Here is a 16,359-nt window from a genome sequence, read left to right as displayed (position 1 = left end):
ATGTGCCCGGGTCTTTTTTATGAATAAGAAGCAACTCAAACTTTTTTCATTGTACTATATGATGACTGGCCAAAAAGCTTCATTTTTTCTCATACAAGCTTAATGTGTACAACGAGCTATCGGTGAAGGATGAATAAAACTCCCGTTGATGGAAGTTTTATTTTATAATTGGAGAATAAGTTGTATAACGGCGATAAAATTTTTCAAGAAAAAGGACAATGACGGCTATGAACATTTTAACAGTAGAGAATATTTCCAAATCGTATGGGATGAAAACATTGTTTAACAATATTTCACTTGGTATTCAAGAAGGGGAACGAATCGGTATTATCGGTGTTAACGGTACAGGTAAATCCACTCTTCTGAAAGTGCTGGCTGGTATCGTTCCGCCGGATGGCGGTACGGTAACGATAGGCAATCGGATGCGCGTGGAGTTCCTGCCGCAGAATCCGGTATTTGAAGAAGCGGGGACGGTATTGGATCAGATTTTTGCTGGTGATTCGCCGCTCATGCAATTGGTAAAAGAATATGAACAAACAATTGAGCGGATTAGCAGCGATCCAGGAGATGAAAAGCTACAGCAAAAACTGGCCGACTTGAACGAACGGATGGATCGTATGGGGGCGTGGGATGTAGAGACGAATGCAAAAGCGATATTGACGCGTCTCGGTCTTCATCATTTCTCTGCGGAGGTGCGTCTGCTCTCCGGAGGACAGCGTAAACGGGTAGCGATGGCACGCGCATTAATTAACCCTGCAGACCTGCTCATTCTTGATGAGCCGACGAATCATATTGATAATGAGACGGTAGAGTGGCTGGAAGGCTATTTATCACGCTTTAAAGGCGCACTGTTATTAATTACCCATGATCGCTATTTTTTGGATCGTGTAGTAAATCGGATTGTAGAACTCGACCGAGGAAACCTGTATTCGTATGATGGGAACTACACTTATTTCCTTGAGAAGAAAGCAGAGCGGGAGGAACGGGAAGCGGCTACAGAAGCGACTCGTCAGAACATGCTACGGCGTGAACTTGCTTGGCTGCGCAGGGGGGCAAAAGCTCGTACGACGAAGCAAAAAGCGCGTATTGACCGTGTTCACCAGCTGCAGGAAAATAAGCCACAGGCCCAACAGCAGGCACTTGAAATCGAATTGAAATCGCAACGCCTGGGTAAAAAAATCATCGAACTTGAGCATATATCGGCGGCATTCGACGGACGGACACTTATTCACGATTTCAGCTATATTGCTGTACCGGGAGATCGTGTTGGTATTGTTGGACCGAATGGTAGTGGCAAATCTACGTTATTGAAGATTATTGCCGGTAAGCTTGTGCCAAGCAGCGGGGAAGCAGTGCTGGGGCCAACCGTGCGTATGGGCTATTATGGCCAGGAGAATACGGAGATGGATGAAAGTCAGCGTGTTATTGACTATATTAAAGAAGCAGGGCATGTGATTCATCTGGCAGACGGCAAGACATTGTCTGCAGGTCAAATGCTGGAGCGCTTTTTATTTGCCCCTGAAGCACACGGTACGCTAATCGGGCGTCTATCCGGCGGAGAGAAGCGACGGCTATATTTGCTTCGTGTATTGATGGGAGAGCCTAATGTGCTGTTGCTTGATGAGCCGACGAATGATCTTGATATTCAGACGCTTTCGATTCTTGAAGATTATCTTGAAAACTTCCCGGGTGTCGTTATTACTGTATCGCATGATCGCTATTTCCTTGATCGGACGGCGGAGCGTTTGTTTGCTTTTGAGGGCAACGGGCTCATTAAGGAATACAATGGAAATTATAGTGAGTACTTAGATGCACGAAAATATGAAGAGAGCCAAAAAGCAATGAATGAACACCGGGAGGCAAAGGAAGCGGTGTCCCGGGAGAAAAAAGAAAAGCCGCGACGTCTTACGTATAAAGAAAAGCTGGAGTTTGAGACGATTGAACAGGAAATCAGTAAGCTGGAGCAGAGAAGCGAAACGCTTGAGAGGGACATGGCACAGACGGGAAGCGACTATGGCAGGCTCGCTGAATTGACCGAGGAGAAAAATAAGGTTGATGCTGAATTGGAGGCCAAGGTAGAGCGTTGGGCTGAGCTGAACATGCTGGTGGAAGAAATTGAAGCACAGAAAAGCTAAGTATATGTTTTGCATTTATTCATCAGAAGTACTATAATAAATAGTATTGCATGTTTTTGTATTTATATATGACAGTAGGTTTAGCATATACATTCATAAATTGAAGGAGGCAGTTATGGCAAAAAAATCAATGATTGTTAAATCACAGCGGAAGCCAAAATTTAAAGTACAGGCTTACACACGCTGCGAGCGCTGCGGCCGCCCGCATTCTGTATATCGCAAATTTAAGCTGTGCCGGATTTGCATTCGCGACCTGGCCTATCAAGGACATTTGCCTGGCGTAAAAAAAGCAAGCTGGTAACTGAACAAACATAGACAAACCGAAGGACGGGATACTTCCGCTTTTCGGTTTTTTTAATTAGAGTGGACATCAAAATTATTGACATCTTTTATATTGTAAAATATTATTAATATCAATAATGATAATGATGATAATGTGAGGAGAAAATCAATGATAATTGTAACGACTGAAAATATCGCCAATCATCGGGTAAAGGAGATAAAGGGACCGGTATTTGGTTTAACAGTGCGGGCAAGAGGGCTAGGGAAAGATATTACTGCCGCATTGAAAGGGCTTGTCGGAGGAGAAATTAATCAGTATACAGAAATGCTTGAAGATGCGCGCAAGCAGGCACTTGATCGGATGGTGAAAAATGCACAGGCGATGGGAGCGAATGCTATTATTATGATGCGCTTCGATTCTGGAGAAATTGGCTCCAATATGAGCGAAATTGTTGCGTATGGCACAGCTGTTATAGCCGAGCCTATTGAATCATGAATTGGCTAAATCTTGCCGTCGGGTATATTGGTATTCAATTGCTGCTGTTTATTATTATTGTTTTGCTTTCATGGTTTATTTGGGATAAACGCTTTAAAAGCAGACAACAGGATGATAAAGTTCCCCCAGGCTTTGAAAAAACCGGGGAAGTCACGATTGATCCGACCACAGGTAAAAAATTGTATGTATATTACCATCCAGGTTCGGGGGAACGATTTTATAAAGAAGAAGAGTAAAGCTTCTCTGCATGATTGTACTCCGCTTCACTGCTTGCTTATTATTTTAAGCGTATCTTTGTATCGATCGATGCGCTGACAGAAGAGGATTTTAGCAGCATTTTGTCGAAAAGATACACAATAGTAAGGACGAATAGGAGGTCATACAGAGTGGAGAACGTAGTGCAGACGAACAATGAAGTTTTATTCCATGTAGAGAAGGGTGTCGGACATATTCTGCTGAATCGACCGAAAGCCTTGAATGCCCTGTCTTTGTATATGGTCGATGAAATCGGCAAAAAGCTTGCTGAGTGGGAGCGCAATCCAGCCGTCACCCTTGTCATAATCGAAGGGGCTGGAGAAAAAGGATTGTGCGCGGGCGGAGATATGCGTTCGTTCTATGATAAGCGCGGTGATAATGTAGAGGAATATGCGCTGCAATTCTTCTCAATTGAATATAAAATGAATTTGGCTTTGCATCGTTATACGAAGCCGGTTCTTGCTTATATGAATGGCATCGTTATGGGCGGTGGTATTGGCGTATCGATTTTTGCGAGTGATCGTGTAGTGACTGAGCGCTCGAAATTATCTATGCCCGAGATGAATATTGGCTTTTTTCCTGATGTAGGGGGCAGTTATTTTCTGAATCAGATGCCAGGGCAGATGGGGCGATATCTGGCATTGACGGCCCATTTATTCAATGGTGCGGACGCAATCTATCTTGGCGCTGCTGATTATTATATCCAATCTGAACAATGGAACGAGCTTAAGAGCGATGTACAGACAGAAGATTGGACACAGGCAGGAAACCGTGAGCAGGTGAGCGCCAAATTAGTCAGAATCCTTGCAAAATACGGGACAACCAACCTTCCAGAATCACCGCTGGCGAAAGTGCAAGATAAAGTTGATCATCATTTTAACCATCACTCAGTAGCAGATATTCTGGATTCGCTTGATCGGTCGGCAGCCGAGGGGGATGAATGGGCAGCGGAAACGGCAAACACGCTGCGAGGAAAATCACCGATTTCCATGGCTGTAGCATTGGAACAGCTTGTTCGGGGGAAAGAGATGACGGCTGCTGATTGTTTTCGGATGGAGATGAACATGAGTATGCATTTTATGCACAGTCATGATTTTTATGAAGGTATACGTTCTGTACTGGTAGATAAAGACCGAAATCCAAGTTGGAATCCCGCAACGATTCATGAGGTAAAGCAAGAGGATGTGGAAGCGTTCTTCAAAAACCCATGGGAAGGCGGACAGCACCCAATGGACCAGAAGTAAAAGGCGGATACGAAAACGGATGCCAAAGAGGATGGCATCCGTTTTTTTCGAATATTGATACGGTAATATGTCAGGAAAGCCCTAACAAATATACGAGTGTAAAACCGAAAACGGAAAGAAGAATCGAGCCGATTAGCCCCGCCCAAAATGGTCGTATTCCCATTCGTTTTAATGTACTTGCATCAATATTAAGGCCAAGACCGGCCATTGCCATTGCAATCAATAAATACGCAAGTGCTACGATTTGAGCTGCGATGCCCTGCGGCACGATGCCTAGCGTGTTAATTCCGCTCACAAGAAGAAAACCAAGGATAAACCAAGGGATGGCAAGTGGTGTGCGTTCGGCTTGGGAGGCACCGTCCTCGTGTTTTGTTTGTCGGTGATACCACCAGCCGATTACAAGGGCCACCGGAACTAATAGCGCTACCCGCGTTAACTTTACGATGATGGCAATGTCCATCGCTTGTGATCCGCCAGCAGCAGCGGCAGCTATTACATGAGCAATCTCATGAAGCGTACCACCGGCGAATACCCCATAGCCGGATTCTGTCAGACCAAGTATCGGATATATCACGGAATACGCTAGTGTAAATAAGGTTCCCAGTACAGCGACAGTTGCCACACCGACCGCTGTTTCTTTTTTATCCGCTTTTACCTGCGGAGCTACCGCTGCTACCGCTGCCGCACCACAAATGGCTGTGCCACATGCGGTTAGCATGCCAAGCCTGCGGTTTACCCCGAATAGGCGGGTTAATCCATATACAACAATTAGCGCAAATACAATATCCAAACCAGCTACGGCGAACACTTTCGGCCCCGCTTGAATGATATCCTGTAGATTTAGGCGCATTCCTAGGAGAATAATTCCTAGTCGTAAAAGTTTTTTGCTGGCAAATTCCACCCCGACCATAGCGGAACCTGGTATCGGCAGTGTTGCCCTCCACATCATGCCAAGCAGGATAGCGATGACGAGTTGCCCGATGATGCTGAGCACCGGAAGCATTGCAATATATTTTGCTATAATGGCAATTACCAGTGTAATCCCAAGTCCTAACAGAAAAGGAGTGGCTCCCCGTTTTTTTTCTCTTTTTTTCTGTTGGCCAGTCGTTTGTTGCATAGCTGCACCTTGCTGCATTTTTTTCCCCCACTTCATATATAGTATGCTTACTTTTACTATAAAAGCGGTTGAATAATAAGTAAAATATAGTTATTCTATCTTTAAGATTAGTTTTTTTAATGATAGTAGGAGGCAATCATGCATTACGATGCGCTGCGCACCTTTGTTACTGTAGTGGAAGTGAAGAATTTTACTCGGGCCGGAGAGATGCTGCGTCTGTCTCAGCCTAGTGTTAGCCTGCACATTAAGCAGCTTGAGCGTGAATTCGGCACGAAACTTATTGACCGTTCACCTAAGCATCTATATGTAACCCAGGCAGGAGAAATGCTGTATGAGCGAGCGAGACAGATGTTGAACTTATATGAGAAAGCGAGAGAAGACATTTATGCACACCAGCACCGAATTGCCGGAACGCTGCATATCGGGGCCAGTTTTACCATTGGTGAATACGTCTTACCTGTTCTGCTGGCAGATTTCTGTCATCGCTATCCGCATGTAGAAATAGAAGTAACCATTGGCAATACGCAACGGATTATTGAGGCGGTGAAACTGTTGCACATGGATATCGGTCTCATAGAAGGACAGACAAGTGACAAAGAGTTGCAAATCGTTCCGTTTATGAAAGATGAGATGGTTCTGGTAGCGCCCATGAATCATCCACTTGTAGGCAACAAGCCAATCACGCCTGATGAATTGCAGGATGAGATATGGATTGTACGGGAAGAAGGCTCCGGTACTCGTGTGTATTCTGATCATGTAATTCGTACGCTGGGGCTGAGTGTGGGAAAAACGATTACATTTAGCAGCAACCAGGCAGTTAAGGAAGCGGTGGCGGCCGGATTGGGCATTACATTGCTTTCGAAATGGGTGGTGCGAAAGCCCATTCAGCATGGTGAACTGGCGATGATTTCGATTCAGGGAGAACAGTTTCCACGCCGCTTATCTTATGTAGTCCCGGTACATGCAGAGCAGACCAATCTGGTGAAGGTCTTTCTTAGGGAAATTGAAAAAATGTCTGATTGAGTTGTTTGTCCATCATTTCTCCAATTTTCCCTTGACCCAAGGCAGGAAGTCCAATATACTAGCATCAATACAACTTTATATTCGTAAAACCTCATCAACACTCTGATGAGGTAGAGGTCGCGGGCTTCAAAAGTATGCTGCGGGAGATGGAGAGAACATCGGAGAACGCAGAGGAAAGGGAAGACCGCCGAAGTTTGCCTGGATTCTCTAGACAGGCAGGCTGGGGCTGTTTCCGAATAGGAACAGAACTGTCACGCGTACTTTCCGGATACGCGTGTTGCGCTATCTTGCAGAAGATACGGAGATGGGGGAACACAATGTTCAATTTCCATCTACGACCCGTGTTGTAGGTGTTTTTATTTTCTTCGCCTGTATGCTCTCCTACCTGTCCGGTTAGGGGAGTTTTTTGTGGGCACGGGCTGTGGATTAGGTTCCCCTTTCCAATACGCGCGCTCGTATACAAAAACAAGTCGTACATAGGCCAATGCGAAACGACGATAAAGGAGGAATTGGAATGATTGATTTAGGGAGAATGGTTACCGCGATGGTGACGCCGTTTGACGCGGGGTTACAGGTTGATAAGAAACAAACAGAAGCGCTCGTGGAACATCTGATTGCGACCGGTTCGACTGCACTTGTTGTAGCGGGTACGACCGGAGAATCACCAACTTTGACTGGACAGGAGAAGGTAGATTTATTCCGTCATGTTGTAGAGATTGTGAACGGACGTATACCGGTGGTAGCTGGTACAGGTAGCAATAGCACGGCTGCATCCATTGAACTGACACAAAAGGCAGTGAAGTGCGGGGTAGATGGTGTAATGCTGGTCGTTCCTTATTACAATAAGCCATCACAGGAAGGCCTGTATCAACATTTTAAAACGATTGCAGAAAGCACGAAACTGCCGGTAATGCTGTACAACATCCCGGGTCGATCTGTTATTAATATGAAGCCCGAGACAACCATACGCCTAGCGCATGATGTAGCTAACATTGTGGCGATTAAAGAAGCAAATAGTGACACCTCTCAAATGTCAATCATTATTGACAAGACACCTGATGATTTCGTCCTGTATACCGGCGATGATGGCATGACATTACCCTGCATGTCTGTTGGCGGTAAAGGTATAGTGAGCGTAGCAAGTCATGTGATTGGCCGAGAAATGTCAGAAATGATTCAGGCATTCGTTAGTGGCGATATTACAAAGGCAAGTGCGTTGCACCGTAAGCTGCTGCCGATATTCGAAGGGCTGTTCATTGCCGCTAATCCGACGCCTGTAAAAGCCGCACTCATTATGCAGGGCATCGAAGTAGGTGGTGTACGTTTGCCGCTCGTTGAATTGACGGAAGAGGAGCAGCAATTTGTAGAAAGGCTGTTACCGAAAACAGAAGTGGTAGCTATATAGAATTCGTTTGACGTAGTTTTTTATCCTTATCCCTAAAATGTGTTGATTCGTCAGGTGAGAGGTATATAAGGAGTATAGATAGAAACTAGGAGAGAAAATATATAAATAGCATATGGACATAAGGAAGGCCGCTTTATAAGAGCGGCCTTCCTTACGTTCATACTATATACATCTGATTGGATAAATCGACACATGTTTGTGGTGGGAGGTAAACATTAGTTTAGGATTAATTTAAAAATAGAATCTTCCGATATTTTGTATAACAAAGTAATATTTTTTAGATGTGTAATGCTACGTATAAAAACAATAGGATGTGTGTATATGCGTATTTATTGTAACACTACCAATTATTTCGAATATCAACGAACAAGTAACAATCAAACAAACAATTTATTTGAAACAAAATTGCAGGAAAAAGAGATTAAACCTTAATGCCGGAGTTTTTTTGCAAATAGACAAGCGGAATTCCATAGTAAGTAAAGACAGCTAGCAAACGTTTGTCAATCATGGGAATGCCTTTTATTAATTCTTATATTGAGTGTGTATGGTAGAATTTATGCCTCCCGTTGGCTTTATTATAAAAGTCCCCAAATATGTCCATAGTATTTTTGGCGCTTTGGGGACTTTTGATATTTGCTTATTTTGTGTTTATGCCAGCCAACCAGGCGATGAGCCGCTTGTTGATGCCTTCTTCGGACTCGTCTGGTAGAAGCTCTGCACGAGTAACTGTATCAAACAGTTTTTCTAATGGCTCACGTGGATCTTCTTTCTTCATTTTCTTGTCTTGAAGCAGCTCCCAGTTTTGCACGATATAATCGCGGCGATCGATGCCTTCCTTTTCGAAATAAGACGACAGCAGTGCGATATCGTCTAAGAAGTTTTCCGTAAATCGCTCTTCGACCGTACCGCGAAGCAGCGCGATTTCAACTTCATACATTGGCGACTGATCGGTTTTATTTTTACCGATCCATGGCGTTTCCAGGATAATCGGCTTTCCTCTGGCTACTTCATGATGTACGATGCGGTAAATAGCATCAAATCCGATGAGGCCGGAGCCGATCGGTGCATGCCTGTCCTTTGCGGCACCGCGGAAATTTTTACTATCATTAATATGGAAAACAGCCAGGCGGTCGAGACCGACAACCCGGTCGAATTCTTCCATAACGCCGTCGAAATCATCGACCAAATTATATCCGGCATCATGCGTATGACACGTATCAAAGCATACAGTGAGTTTATCATTCAGTTTTACCTTGTCGATGATCGCGGCCAATTCCTCAAATGTACGTCCTATTTCGGACCCTTTTCCTGCCATCGTCTCAAGGGCAATGTTGACCGTTTGCCCGGTATGCAGTACTTCGTTTAAACCTTCGGCGATTCGATTGATTCCATACTCGGCGTCTTTATCGGTATATGCGCCCGGGTGCAAGACGATATTTTTTGCTCCTACATATTCAGCCCGCTTAATTTCTTCCTGAAGGAATGAGACGGCAAGCTCGAATGTGTTTGGTTTGTATGAGCCGAGATTAATAATATACGGTGCATGGACGACAATATCGTCGATACCGTATTTTTTCATAATCTCAAAGCCTTCTTCGACGAATTGCTCTTCCATTGGCTTGCGCCGAGTATTCTGTGGAGCTCCTGTATACACCATAAACGAAGTGGAGCCATAGCTGATAGCTTCTTCCACCGCGTTAAGTAATCCTTTCTTAGAAAATGAAACGTGCGATCCTATCTTCATCTTATGTATCACTCCTCATTGCTCTATTGTAGCAGAAAGTTCCTAACAACATGAACGGTAAAGATGTGCTTCAAGTATGAAGTTTTCCTATTTATTTCCCGTTCGCAAAAAAAAGACCCGGTATATACCGGGTAAAGCAACCTTATATAGAAAAGTCCGTTGCTTGGGTTATTTTGTGGCTTCAATCTTTTCATAGAATTCTTTCTGTAAAGCTATTCTTAGTTCATTATATTTTTTAATGGCTGGATATTTTTCTTCATTTTCCTGTAAGCGACGACCGATTACAACATCCTGTGGCATTTCCCTCAAGCCTTTTTCTATCTCTGCAAGCACTTCCAGCAGGTCCTTATCTTGTGTTCTTTTTTTTGCTTCTTCGATTTGCTTAAGCGCATACGGTGGTTGCCCAATGAGGCCATCTACGATAAACATCGCTACAAGATCATCTTTTTGCCAATCATAAAGTTCCTTTTCTTTGTCGACCTGATAAGCAGTCATGCTGTATAGTCCATATTCATCCGGCTTATATTGCGTGCCATTCTGAAACTCCATAACCATGTTCATTAGATCTACCTTTGTTACCTTATCTTTAGGTAACTCCGCCTCTGTATATTTTGTCTTAAACTTTTCGGAAATTCGTTGAAGACGAGGATCAGAGAATGTGATTTTTCCTTTTTCTGTCTTTGGTTCTTGTTTTGATTGTCCTTGCTCCTGCTTTGGTTGCTCTGTTTTCTGCGGCTGTGCTGCACATCCGATTGCCCCGGACAGGCTGCATACAAGCACCCCGATTAGTAAGCTTTTTGCTGCTCCCATGATTAATCTCCTTTATGTGTCATTGCATGTTGATAATTGTGTATTTTTTGAAATAAGAGGTCTGGCATTTCGCAGCAATATAGCAGAGCAAGCTGCAAGCAAGAAGGATGAAAAATAGCCAAACCCATCACTTCTCACTTATTGTACACAAAACCCTTATAAATAAAAAGGAAAGCAGAAACAACTGAAAAGTTCAATTGATTTGCTGTAAGTTTCACGAAATTATCATTTTTTCTTATCGGAACCGAAGTTGGACAAATGGGGTGATTTTCTGATTTCTTAACAGGGATGAAAGGAACATACACAGGACATAAGGAATTACGATTTTTTATGTCAGAAATAGCAGTCTAAAAAGGTTATTTTTACTACCTTGTAGAAGTAAGATAATCAAAATATCCCGGACATAAAAGAAGTAATTAAACCAAAACTATGGAAATTATATTAGAAAGGAGAGAAAATGTGGAAAGGGAAAAAATTGTCATTACAGGATATGGTATTAAAGTCCCGGGAGGATATGGCGTCGAACATTTTACGGATACCCTGTTGACAGAAAAGAGCGCGCTTGACCTCTTCATAGGGGAAGGGACAGAAGGAAAAAATATCGCGTTTGGCGTGGTACATGATAGACTGGAAGACGTGCAGGATAAAAAATACAAGAGATATCCTAGAATTAGTCTCCTAGCCATGTCAGCGGCCGGCGAGGCAATAAGGATGGCCGGGTATAAAAACTGGGATACATACAGAACAGGAGTTTTTATGGGAACGGCTTTAGGGGGGACTTTAGGTTATGATCAGATGGTCGTTCTTGCGCATCAGAGCAATTTTAAAGATGTGCCTGTAAATGGATGCGGCATCGTTCATTATCATAGCTTGGCTTCTTCGATAGCGGAATTTGTCGGCGTACATGGTGTTACCAGAACGGTAGCAACAGGATGCTCGGCAAGTATTGATGCCATTCAGGATGCAATGATGTACTTACATATGGGGGAACTGGATGCCTGCATTGTCGGTGGTGCGGATGCTCCTTTATCTAAGACCGTGATGTATGCTTTCGGAAAGATAAGATGTTTATCTCAAGATAAGGAACTGCACATGATGGGGGTGCCATTTTCAAAAAAAAGTGGGGGGTTCGTAATGGCGGAGGGAGCAAGTGTACTTATTCTTGAGAAGGAATCCATCGCCCGGAAAAGAGGCGCCAGAATTTTGGGCGTAATCGATGGAATCAGCACGACGAATGATGGAAAAGGAATCTTTTTTTCGGATCGGGAAGGAAAACATTTGCTTCATGATATAAAGCGGGCCGCCGGGGGAAAAAATCCTTCATATGTTAATAGCCAGGCATTAGGAATGGTAGAAAATGATACAATTGAAGCTATAAATCATATGAAGGTATTCGGTGAAAGTGTTCCAATTACTTCGATAAAAGGAATAACGGGTCACACATTCGGGGCAAGTGCGGGCATGCAAATCATTTCCTCCCTTATTGGAATGGAGCGTCATTTCATCCCATCTACTATACATATTGGGCAGAATGATTATCCGGATGTACCTATCGTATGTCATACAATTCAAACACAGGTTGACAGCTTTATTGTCACGTCGCACGGTTATGGTGGAAATAATGCATGTATTTTTATTTCCAAATATGAATGCTAAAATACTATGCTTGATGGAGAATGGAAATGGCTAGAATAAGTGAATATAGAAATACTTTATTACCTTTAATTATTCGGAAAATACCACGAATGATCGAAGCGCATCTGCAAGATATGGAAAGAAACATAACGAACTTTCAAGAAGCTATTGGAGATATACATGAGTATGCCGCTTCCCTGGAATCAGTATATGTTGCAGTAGCGACAATGTTATTCGAGAGTGAGAAGGAGTATAAGAAGTGTATACAGCAAATAGAAGAGGACGGCTATGAGGTAGGGGTATATTTTGGAGAAGTAAAGGAAATGAACAGGGAAGTCGTACTCCAACTCACACATAGCATCCGAACAAACTCTTTCGGATACGTTTGTGATTTGATTAATCAGAATGTACCTGATCCGGAAACGCGTTCCCTTCTTACCTCTCGATTTGTCGATATTCTAAATACAAGATTTTATGGTTATATTAACGGATTTCTATTTGCTAAGGATAAAATGATCACTCATTTGCATAACCAGAAGATTTCGATTATGGGACAAATGGCAGCTGGAATGGCCCATGAAATTAGAAATCCCCTATGCAGCATTAAAGGCTTTCAACAGCTAATAAGGCAGATGGCAGCAGATCGTTCAGAAAGCATGGGAGACTTTTTGAATTACATCGACATTTGCATTGAGGAAATTACGAAAGTAGAGAATCTTGTCTCTGATTTTTTGCTTTTGGCAAGAAAAAATGATACGCAAAAAAATAGATGGGAGACAATTAATTTAAACGAGCTTTTTAAAAAAGTATACCATCTGTCTGCTTATTTTGTGTTGGAGGGCAGCCTGGATATTCGTTTATCCTTGCCTTCGGTTAATATTTTTGTCCGGGGGATACCTTCCTATATTGAACAAATTATTCTCAATATCACGAAAAATAGTATTTCTGCAATGGATTCAGGAGGGGTCTTGCTTGTCAGCTTATCTCCTTCAGAAGACGGTAAGCAAGTGGTACTAACTTTTGCAGATAATGGAGTAGGAATTCCGGAACGCCAGCTAAGTAAAATTTTCGATCCGTTCTTTACAACGAAAGAGGAAGGAACAGGCTTGGGATTATGTATATGCAAGAGATTAATTGAAGAAATGAATGGAAGTATCAATGTACAGTCCAAAGAGAAGGAAGGAACGGTGGTAGAAATTCGCTTGCCATTGGTTACATCTCATAAATAACGTAACTGCGATTGCTCGGCAAATGATAGCCGAATAATCTGCCTATCGTATTCGCTGCGATTATATAACAGTGATGACTGATGTTGTGTCTATGGACAAAGAAGCAGATCTTATCACGAAGTTTATTCCAAACGCCAAAAAATAGAGAGATTAATGCTGGCGTTAATAAAGCAGGAAGTCAGCATTAAAACCACTGCCAAGTGGCTTTTTTATAGATAAGAAAGCGCAGAAGCAAAGAATAACCCATCGGTTTAGCCGATGGGTTGCCAATCGTATTAGCCATTGAAATAGGAGTCGAATTTTCCTTGTTTGTATTCTCTGACCCAGCGGGAGACAATCGTTATATTCAGTTGATGTTTACGGGCGGCTCGAGCATTGTTTTCATATATCATCGCGTCCATAATTACCTGAAACTTAAATAGTAGTGAATATGATTTTTTTAATGTTCTCATCTCTTTTCTCCTATAGGGAAGCAGCAGCTTTAGTAATGGCTTCAAGCACCCGAGCTTCCTGAAAAGGCTTGACGATGAAATCGATTGCACCAGCTCCCATAGCTTGAATAACCATTTTCTCCTGGCCCATTGCAGAGCAAATAATGATTTTGGCAAGGGGATCATGTTCTTTGATTTTCTTCAGTGCCTCTACCCCATCCATCTCTGGCATCGTAATGTCCATAGTGACAAGATCAGGGCGTGTCTGTATGTATTTTTGGACGGCTTCCGCCCCATTTCCAGCCTCACCAACTACCTCAAATCCATTTTTCGTTAGAAAATCCTTAATTATATTTCGCATGAAAACAGCATCATCTACTACTAAAACTTTATGCATATGTACATCTCCTCCTGTTACTAAAAATTCTATATAAAAAGGACTATCTCTTTGCATGAGAAATAGCCCTTATACTAAAAGGCTTTCGGTAACCCGGCTGTCATGGTTTTTACACGTTAGACCCGTGGCTTTGCGTCCCTATCTTTCGATACGTTTGCTATTATCGTTGCCTTATTCAATTGTGAAGTCAGGTAAAAAATACATCCAATTGCCTGGACATAAAAATAATATCCCAAACGGGAGAATTTGTTAAATGATGTAATACCTAAATTTTTACACAGTTTCATGGTCGGAAAGTTCTTGGTTATTGTTGGATAATGATTTATGGAGGCCTTTTGATCTATAAAAAAATAGGTTTTTTTTATTATGTAAAGCTATTTGAATATGAAGAAGGGGAGTGCTGCAAGCTGCAATGGCAAAGGGAATCGAGTTGGTCAAAACGTGGATGAATGAAGCAAAAAAGTACGAACCGTACGATTCATTGCTACATATGATAAAGGGAATGTCGATGTCAATCTGTCAGTGACAGCGGGAGCTGAAAACAGAAGCGTTGTATGAATTATATAGTCATTTTTGGAGAAAAAGGCCTGCCGAGCGGGCTGGCTGGCCAAAAAATCGATATGCGGGCAGATAACATCGACGAATCTGCAAAAAAGGTAGTGGATGAATATGGATTCTTTTTTTATCGAGTTGGTCAAAACGTTGCAGGCAGAACAGAGACAAGCTAAGCAGCGGGCTAATGAATTGTTGGACATGCCAGATTATATGGCATACTTTTACTGGAGTGGAAAAGCGAAAGCGTTGGCTGATACGATTCAACAGATAAAAAGAATGGAAAAGAAGGGGACAGCAGGATGAGACAATGGTTGTTATCCGTATGGCATCGTGGTTGGGGGCACTATCATGTATGGTATATTGACCTATACCGGGCAGCCGGGCATGAGCGGAAGCAATCAGGAGAACTGAACCACCATTTTGAGCGGTTTAACCATCATGTGGGATGCTTGCTGGCATTAGAACAAAAAGAGAGTGTATATAATAAATAGGTATACTCATTAGTTCTGGCAGGCTGCTGTAAGTAATGCCTGCTTTCTGATCTGATTTTTATTGAAAAAGGCAGAAGACACCTTAGTATAATTTTTCATAAATCACCTATTTACATTAACGTTACGTAAAGGTATATAGTGATGGTGTCAGGAGGTGAGGGCATGGAATACACAGTGCAAAAGCTAGCAAGATTGGCTGGGATTACGAGCAGAACATTGCGATATTACGATGAAATTGGAATTCTTAAGCCGGCAAGAATCAATTCGTCCGGGTATCGCATATATGGGCAAGCAGAGGTTGATAGGCTACAGCAAATTCTTTTTTACAGGGAGCTTGATGTAGATTTGGAAAGTATAAAAAAAATCGTCAACTCCCCATCCTTTGATGACGTAAAAGCACTGAAAGAACACCGTGAAAAGCTCCTGACCAAACGTCAGCAATTAAATTTATTAATTGCTAATGTTGATAAAACGTTAGCTGTTAGGGAAGGGAGAATGAACATGAGCGATAAAGAAAAGTTTGAAGCCTTTAAACAAAAATTGATTAATGAAAATGAAAAGAACTATGGTGAAGAGATTAGAGCAAAGTATGGGGACGAACAAATCGACAATTCAAATAAAAAATTAAAAGGAATGACAGAGGCACAGTATGCTGAGGTTGAAAAGCTTGAAAAAGAGGTCCTGGATCTAGTAAATGAGGCGTTCCTAATCGGAGACCCTGCAAGCGAATTAGCACAGAAAGCTGCTGATCTGCATCGCCAATGGTTAAGCTACTTTTGGGATAGCTACACGAAGGAGGCACATGCAGGGGTAGCACAATTGTATGTAGATGATGAAAGATTTGCAGCCTATTATGATAAAAAAAATTCTGGAGTAGCAGAGTTTCTCAGAGATGCCATTCTTATTTATACAGGAATGAAAAAAGGTTAATTTTTGAAGAAGTAAAAATTAAAGAAAAGAAGCAGTAGTGTGTTTTGCAATATGACAATGGTGAAAAAGAGGGGAAATAAAAAAGGCCGACATAGGTCGGCGCCATTTCGGCCCCATTAGAGCAATGAAAGGATACTACAATATATTCGGAAAGGGAGACGAAAGGCCTTGTTTGTGTCC

17 protein-coding genes and 2 riboswitches are annotated in these 16,359 nt (G+C 42.5%); of the genes, 12 read left to right on the top strand and 5 right to left on the bottom strand.

Annotation, left to right across the window (positions count from 1 at the left end; all coding sequences use genetic code 11):
* The first annotated feature begins 227 nt into the window (after positions 1-227).
* The 5 genes from HMPREF0083_RS07585 to HMPREF0083_RS07565 all read left to right on the top strand — a co-directional run bounded on the left by HMPREF0083_RS07585 (position 228) and on the right by HMPREF0083_RS07565 (position 4,412).
* Positions 228-2,135 (top strand): ABC-F family ATP-binding cassette domain-containing protein, encoded by a 1,908-nt coding sequence (locus tag HMPREF0083_RS07585; RefSeq protein ID WP_040301942.1) that lies wholly within the window; start codon positions 228-230, stop codon positions 2,133-2,135.
* Positions 2,136-2,250: 115 nt separating this feature from the next.
* Entirely contained in the window at positions 2,251-2,436 is a 186-nt protein-coding gene (locus HMPREF0083_RS07580; protein ID WP_021620613.1) for a type Z 30S ribosomal protein S14, read from the top strand.
* A gap of 150 nt (positions 2,437-2,586) precedes the next feature.
* The gene (locus HMPREF0083_RS07575; protein ID WP_021620612.1) at positions 2,587-2,913 is read left to right on the top strand and encodes a YbjQ family protein; all 327 of its coding nucleotides are present in this window, start codon (positions 2,587-2,589) and stop codon (positions 2,911-2,913) included.
* The gene (locus tag HMPREF0083_RS07570) at positions 2,910-3,149 is read left to right on the top strand and encodes a hypothetical protein (protein ID WP_021620611.1); all 240 of its coding nucleotides are present in this window, start codon (positions 2,910-2,912) and stop codon (positions 3,147-3,149) included. The genes HMPREF0083_RS07575 and HMPREF0083_RS07570 overlap by 4 nt, the downstream gene beginning before the upstream one ends.
* A 150-nt stretch (positions 3,150-3,299) precedes the next feature.
* Positions 3,300-4,412 carry an enoyl-CoA hydratase/isomerase family protein gene (locus HMPREF0083_RS07565; protein WP_021620610.1) on the top strand — a complete coding sequence of 371 codons (1,113 nt, stop codon included), beginning with the start codon at positions 3,300-3,302 and terminating at the stop codon, positions 4,410-4,412.
* A gap of 70 nt (positions 4,413-4,482) precedes the next feature.
* On the opposite strand, the gene HMPREF0083_RS07560 is transcribed toward HMPREF0083_RS07565, so the two are convergent.
* Positions 4,483-5,529: a YeiH family protein gene (locus tag HMPREF0083_RS07560; RefSeq protein WP_040301939.1), complete on the bottom strand. Its 1,047-nt coding sequence runs from the start codon at positions 5,527-5,529 to the stop codon at positions 4,483-4,485.
* Positions 5,530-5,667: 138 nt separating this feature from the next.
* On the opposite strand from HMPREF0083_RS07560, the gene HMPREF0083_RS07555 reads away from it, so the two are divergent.
* Both HMPREF0083_RS07555 and dapA read left to right on the top strand, forming a co-directional pair.
* Positions 5,668-6,552, top strand: coding sequence for a LysR family transcriptional regulator (locus HMPREF0083_RS07555; RefSeq protein WP_021620608.1), 885 nt, complete (start codon positions 5,668-5,670; stop codon positions 6,550-6,552).
* Between the two features lie 103 nt (positions 6,553-6,655).
* Positions 6,656-6,845: riboswitch (Lysine riboswitch) on the top strand.
* Positions 6,846-7,066: 221 nt separating this feature from the next.
* Complete coding sequence (dapA, locus tag HMPREF0083_RS07550) at positions 7,067-7,957, top strand: 4-hydroxy-tetrahydrodipicolinate synthase (protein ID WP_040301926.1); 891 nt, start codon at positions 7,067-7,069, stop codon at positions 7,955-7,957.
* A 637-nt stretch (positions 7,958-8,594) separates the two neighbouring features.
* Here the strand turns inward: dapA and HMPREF0083_RS07545 are convergent.
* The gene (locus HMPREF0083_RS07545; protein ID WP_021620605.1) at positions 8,595-9,701 is read right to left on the bottom strand and encodes a deoxyribonuclease IV; all 1,107 of its coding nucleotides are present in this window, start codon (positions 9,699-9,701) and stop codon (positions 8,595-8,597) included.
* 168 nt (positions 9,702-9,869) lie between these two features.
* Positions 9,870-10,511: a hypothetical protein gene (locus tag HMPREF0083_RS07540; protein WP_021620604.1), complete on the bottom strand. Its 642-nt coding sequence runs from the start codon at positions 10,509-10,511 to the stop codon at positions 9,870-9,872.
* Between the two features lie 459 nt (positions 10,512-10,970).
* Between HMPREF0083_RS07540 and HMPREF0083_RS07535 the strand changes: the two genes are divergently transcribed.
* Complete coding sequence (locus HMPREF0083_RS07535; RefSeq protein WP_040301924.1) at positions 10,971-12,167, top strand: beta-ketoacyl-[acyl-carrier-protein] synthase family protein; 1,197 nt, start codon at positions 10,971-10,973, stop codon at positions 12,165-12,167.
* Positions 12,168-12,193: 26 nt separating this feature from the next.
* Positions 12,194-13,375 carry a sensor histidine kinase gene (locus HMPREF0083_RS26265; protein WP_167331550.1) on the top strand — a complete coding sequence of 394 codons (1,182 nt, stop codon included), beginning with the start codon at positions 12,194-12,196 and terminating at the stop codon, positions 13,373-13,375.
* A 275-nt stretch (positions 13,376-13,650) separates the two neighbouring features.
* On the opposite strand, the gene HMPREF0083_RS27935 is transcribed toward HMPREF0083_RS26265, so the two are convergent.
* Both HMPREF0083_RS27935 and HMPREF0083_RS07525 read right to left on the bottom strand, forming a co-directional pair.
* Positions 13,651-13,827, bottom strand: a complete 177-nt coding sequence (locus HMPREF0083_RS27935) for a helix-turn-helix domain-containing protein (protein ID WP_021620599.1) — start codon at positions 13,825-13,827, stop codon at positions 13,651-13,653.
* 10 nt (positions 13,828-13,837) lie between these two features.
* Entirely contained in the window at positions 13,838-14,203 is a 366-nt protein-coding gene (locus HMPREF0083_RS07525) for a response regulator (protein WP_040301923.1), read from the bottom strand.
* Between the two features lie 84 nt (positions 14,204-14,287).
* Positions 14,288-14,372: riboswitch (cyclic di-GMP riboswitch) on the bottom strand.
* Positions 14,373-14,872: 500 nt separating this feature from the next.
* Here HMPREF0083_RS07525 and HMPREF0083_RS07520 point away from each other — a divergent pair.
* From HMPREF0083_RS07520 to HMPREF0083_RS07510, 3 genes are all read left to right on the top strand, one after another.
* Positions 14,873-15,061, top strand: a complete 189-nt coding sequence (locus HMPREF0083_RS07520; RefSeq protein WP_040301921.1) for a hypothetical protein — start codon at positions 14,873-14,875, stop codon at positions 15,059-15,061.
* The gene (locus tag HMPREF0083_RS07515; protein ID WP_040301919.1) at positions 15,058-15,249 is read left to right on the top strand and encodes a hypothetical protein; all 192 of its coding nucleotides are present in this window, start codon (positions 15,058-15,060) and stop codon (positions 15,247-15,249) included. Before HMPREF0083_RS07520 ends, HMPREF0083_RS07515 begins: the two co-directional genes overlap by 4 nt.
* Positions 15,250-15,411: 162 nt before the next feature.
* Positions 15,412-16,179, top strand: a complete 768-nt coding sequence (locus HMPREF0083_RS07510) for a MerR family transcriptional regulator (RefSeq protein WP_187374792.1) — start codon at positions 15,412-15,414, stop codon at positions 16,177-16,179.
* The last annotated feature ends 180 nt before the right edge of the window (positions 16,180-16,359 follow it).

This window comes from Aneurinibacillus aneurinilyticus ATCC 12856, assembly GCF_000466385.1.
Taxonomy (GTDB): domain Bacteria; phylum Bacillota; class Bacilli; order Aneurinibacillales; family Aneurinibacillaceae; genus Aneurinibacillus; species Aneurinibacillus aneurinilyticus.
The sequence above is the reverse complement of the archived record's forward strand: the minus strand, read 5'-3'. Positions and strand labels throughout refer to the sequence as shown.

Coding starts and splice junctions, on each gene's coding strand:
- HMPREF0083_RS07585 (WP_040301942.1), top strand. CDS start 228: ATGAACATTTTAACAGTAGAGAATATTTCCAAATCGTATGGGATGAAA.
- HMPREF0083_RS07580 (WP_021620613.1), top strand. CDS start 2,251: ATGGCAAAAAAATCAATGATTGTTAAATCACAGCGGAAGCCAAAATTT.
- HMPREF0083_RS07575 (WP_021620612.1), top strand. CDS start 2,587: ATGATAATTGTAACGACTGAAAATATCGCCAATCATCGGGTAAAGGAG.
- HMPREF0083_RS07570 (WP_021620611.1), top strand. CDS start 2,910: ATGAATTGGCTAAATCTTGCCGTCGGGTATATTGGTATTCAATTGCTG.
- HMPREF0083_RS07560 (WP_040301939.1), bottom strand. CDS start 5,529: ATGCAACAAACGACTGGCCAACAGAAAAAAAGAGAAAAAAAACGGGGA.
- HMPREF0083_RS07555 (WP_021620608.1), top strand. CDS start 5,668: ATGCATTACGATGCGCTGCGCACCTTTGTTACTGTAGTGGAAGTGAAG.
- dapA (WP_040301926.1), top strand. CDS start 7,067: ATGATTGATTTAGGGAGAATGGTTACCGCGATGGTGACGCCGTTTGAC.
- HMPREF0083_RS07545 (WP_021620605.1), bottom strand. CDS start 9,701: ATGAAGATAGGATCGCACGTTTCATTTTCTAAGAAAGGATTACTTAAC.
- HMPREF0083_RS07540 (WP_021620604.1), bottom strand. CDS start 10,511: ATGGGAGCAGCAAAAAGCTTACTAATCGGGGTGCTTGTATGCAGCCTG.
- HMPREF0083_RS26265 (WP_167331550.1), top strand. CDS start 12,194: ATGGCTAGAATAAGTGAATATAGAAATACTTTATTACCTTTAATTATT.
- HMPREF0083_RS27935 (WP_021620599.1), bottom strand. CDS start 13,827: ATGAGAACATTAAAAAAATCATATTCACTACTATTTAAGTTTCAGGTA.
- HMPREF0083_RS07525 (WP_040301923.1), bottom strand. CDS start 14,203: ATGCATAAAGTTTTAGTAGTAGATGATGCTGTTTTCATGCGAAATATA.
- HMPREF0083_RS07520 (WP_040301921.1), top strand. CDS start 14,873: ATGGATTCTTTTTTTATCGAGTTGGTCAAAACGTTGCAGGCAGAACAG.
- HMPREF0083_RS07515 (WP_040301919.1), top strand. CDS start 15,058: ATGAGACAATGGTTGTTATCCGTATGGCATCGTGGTTGGGGGCACTAT.
- HMPREF0083_RS07510 (WP_187374792.1), top strand. CDS start 15,412: ATGGAATACACAGTGCAAAAGCTAGCAAGATTGGCTGGGATTACGAGC.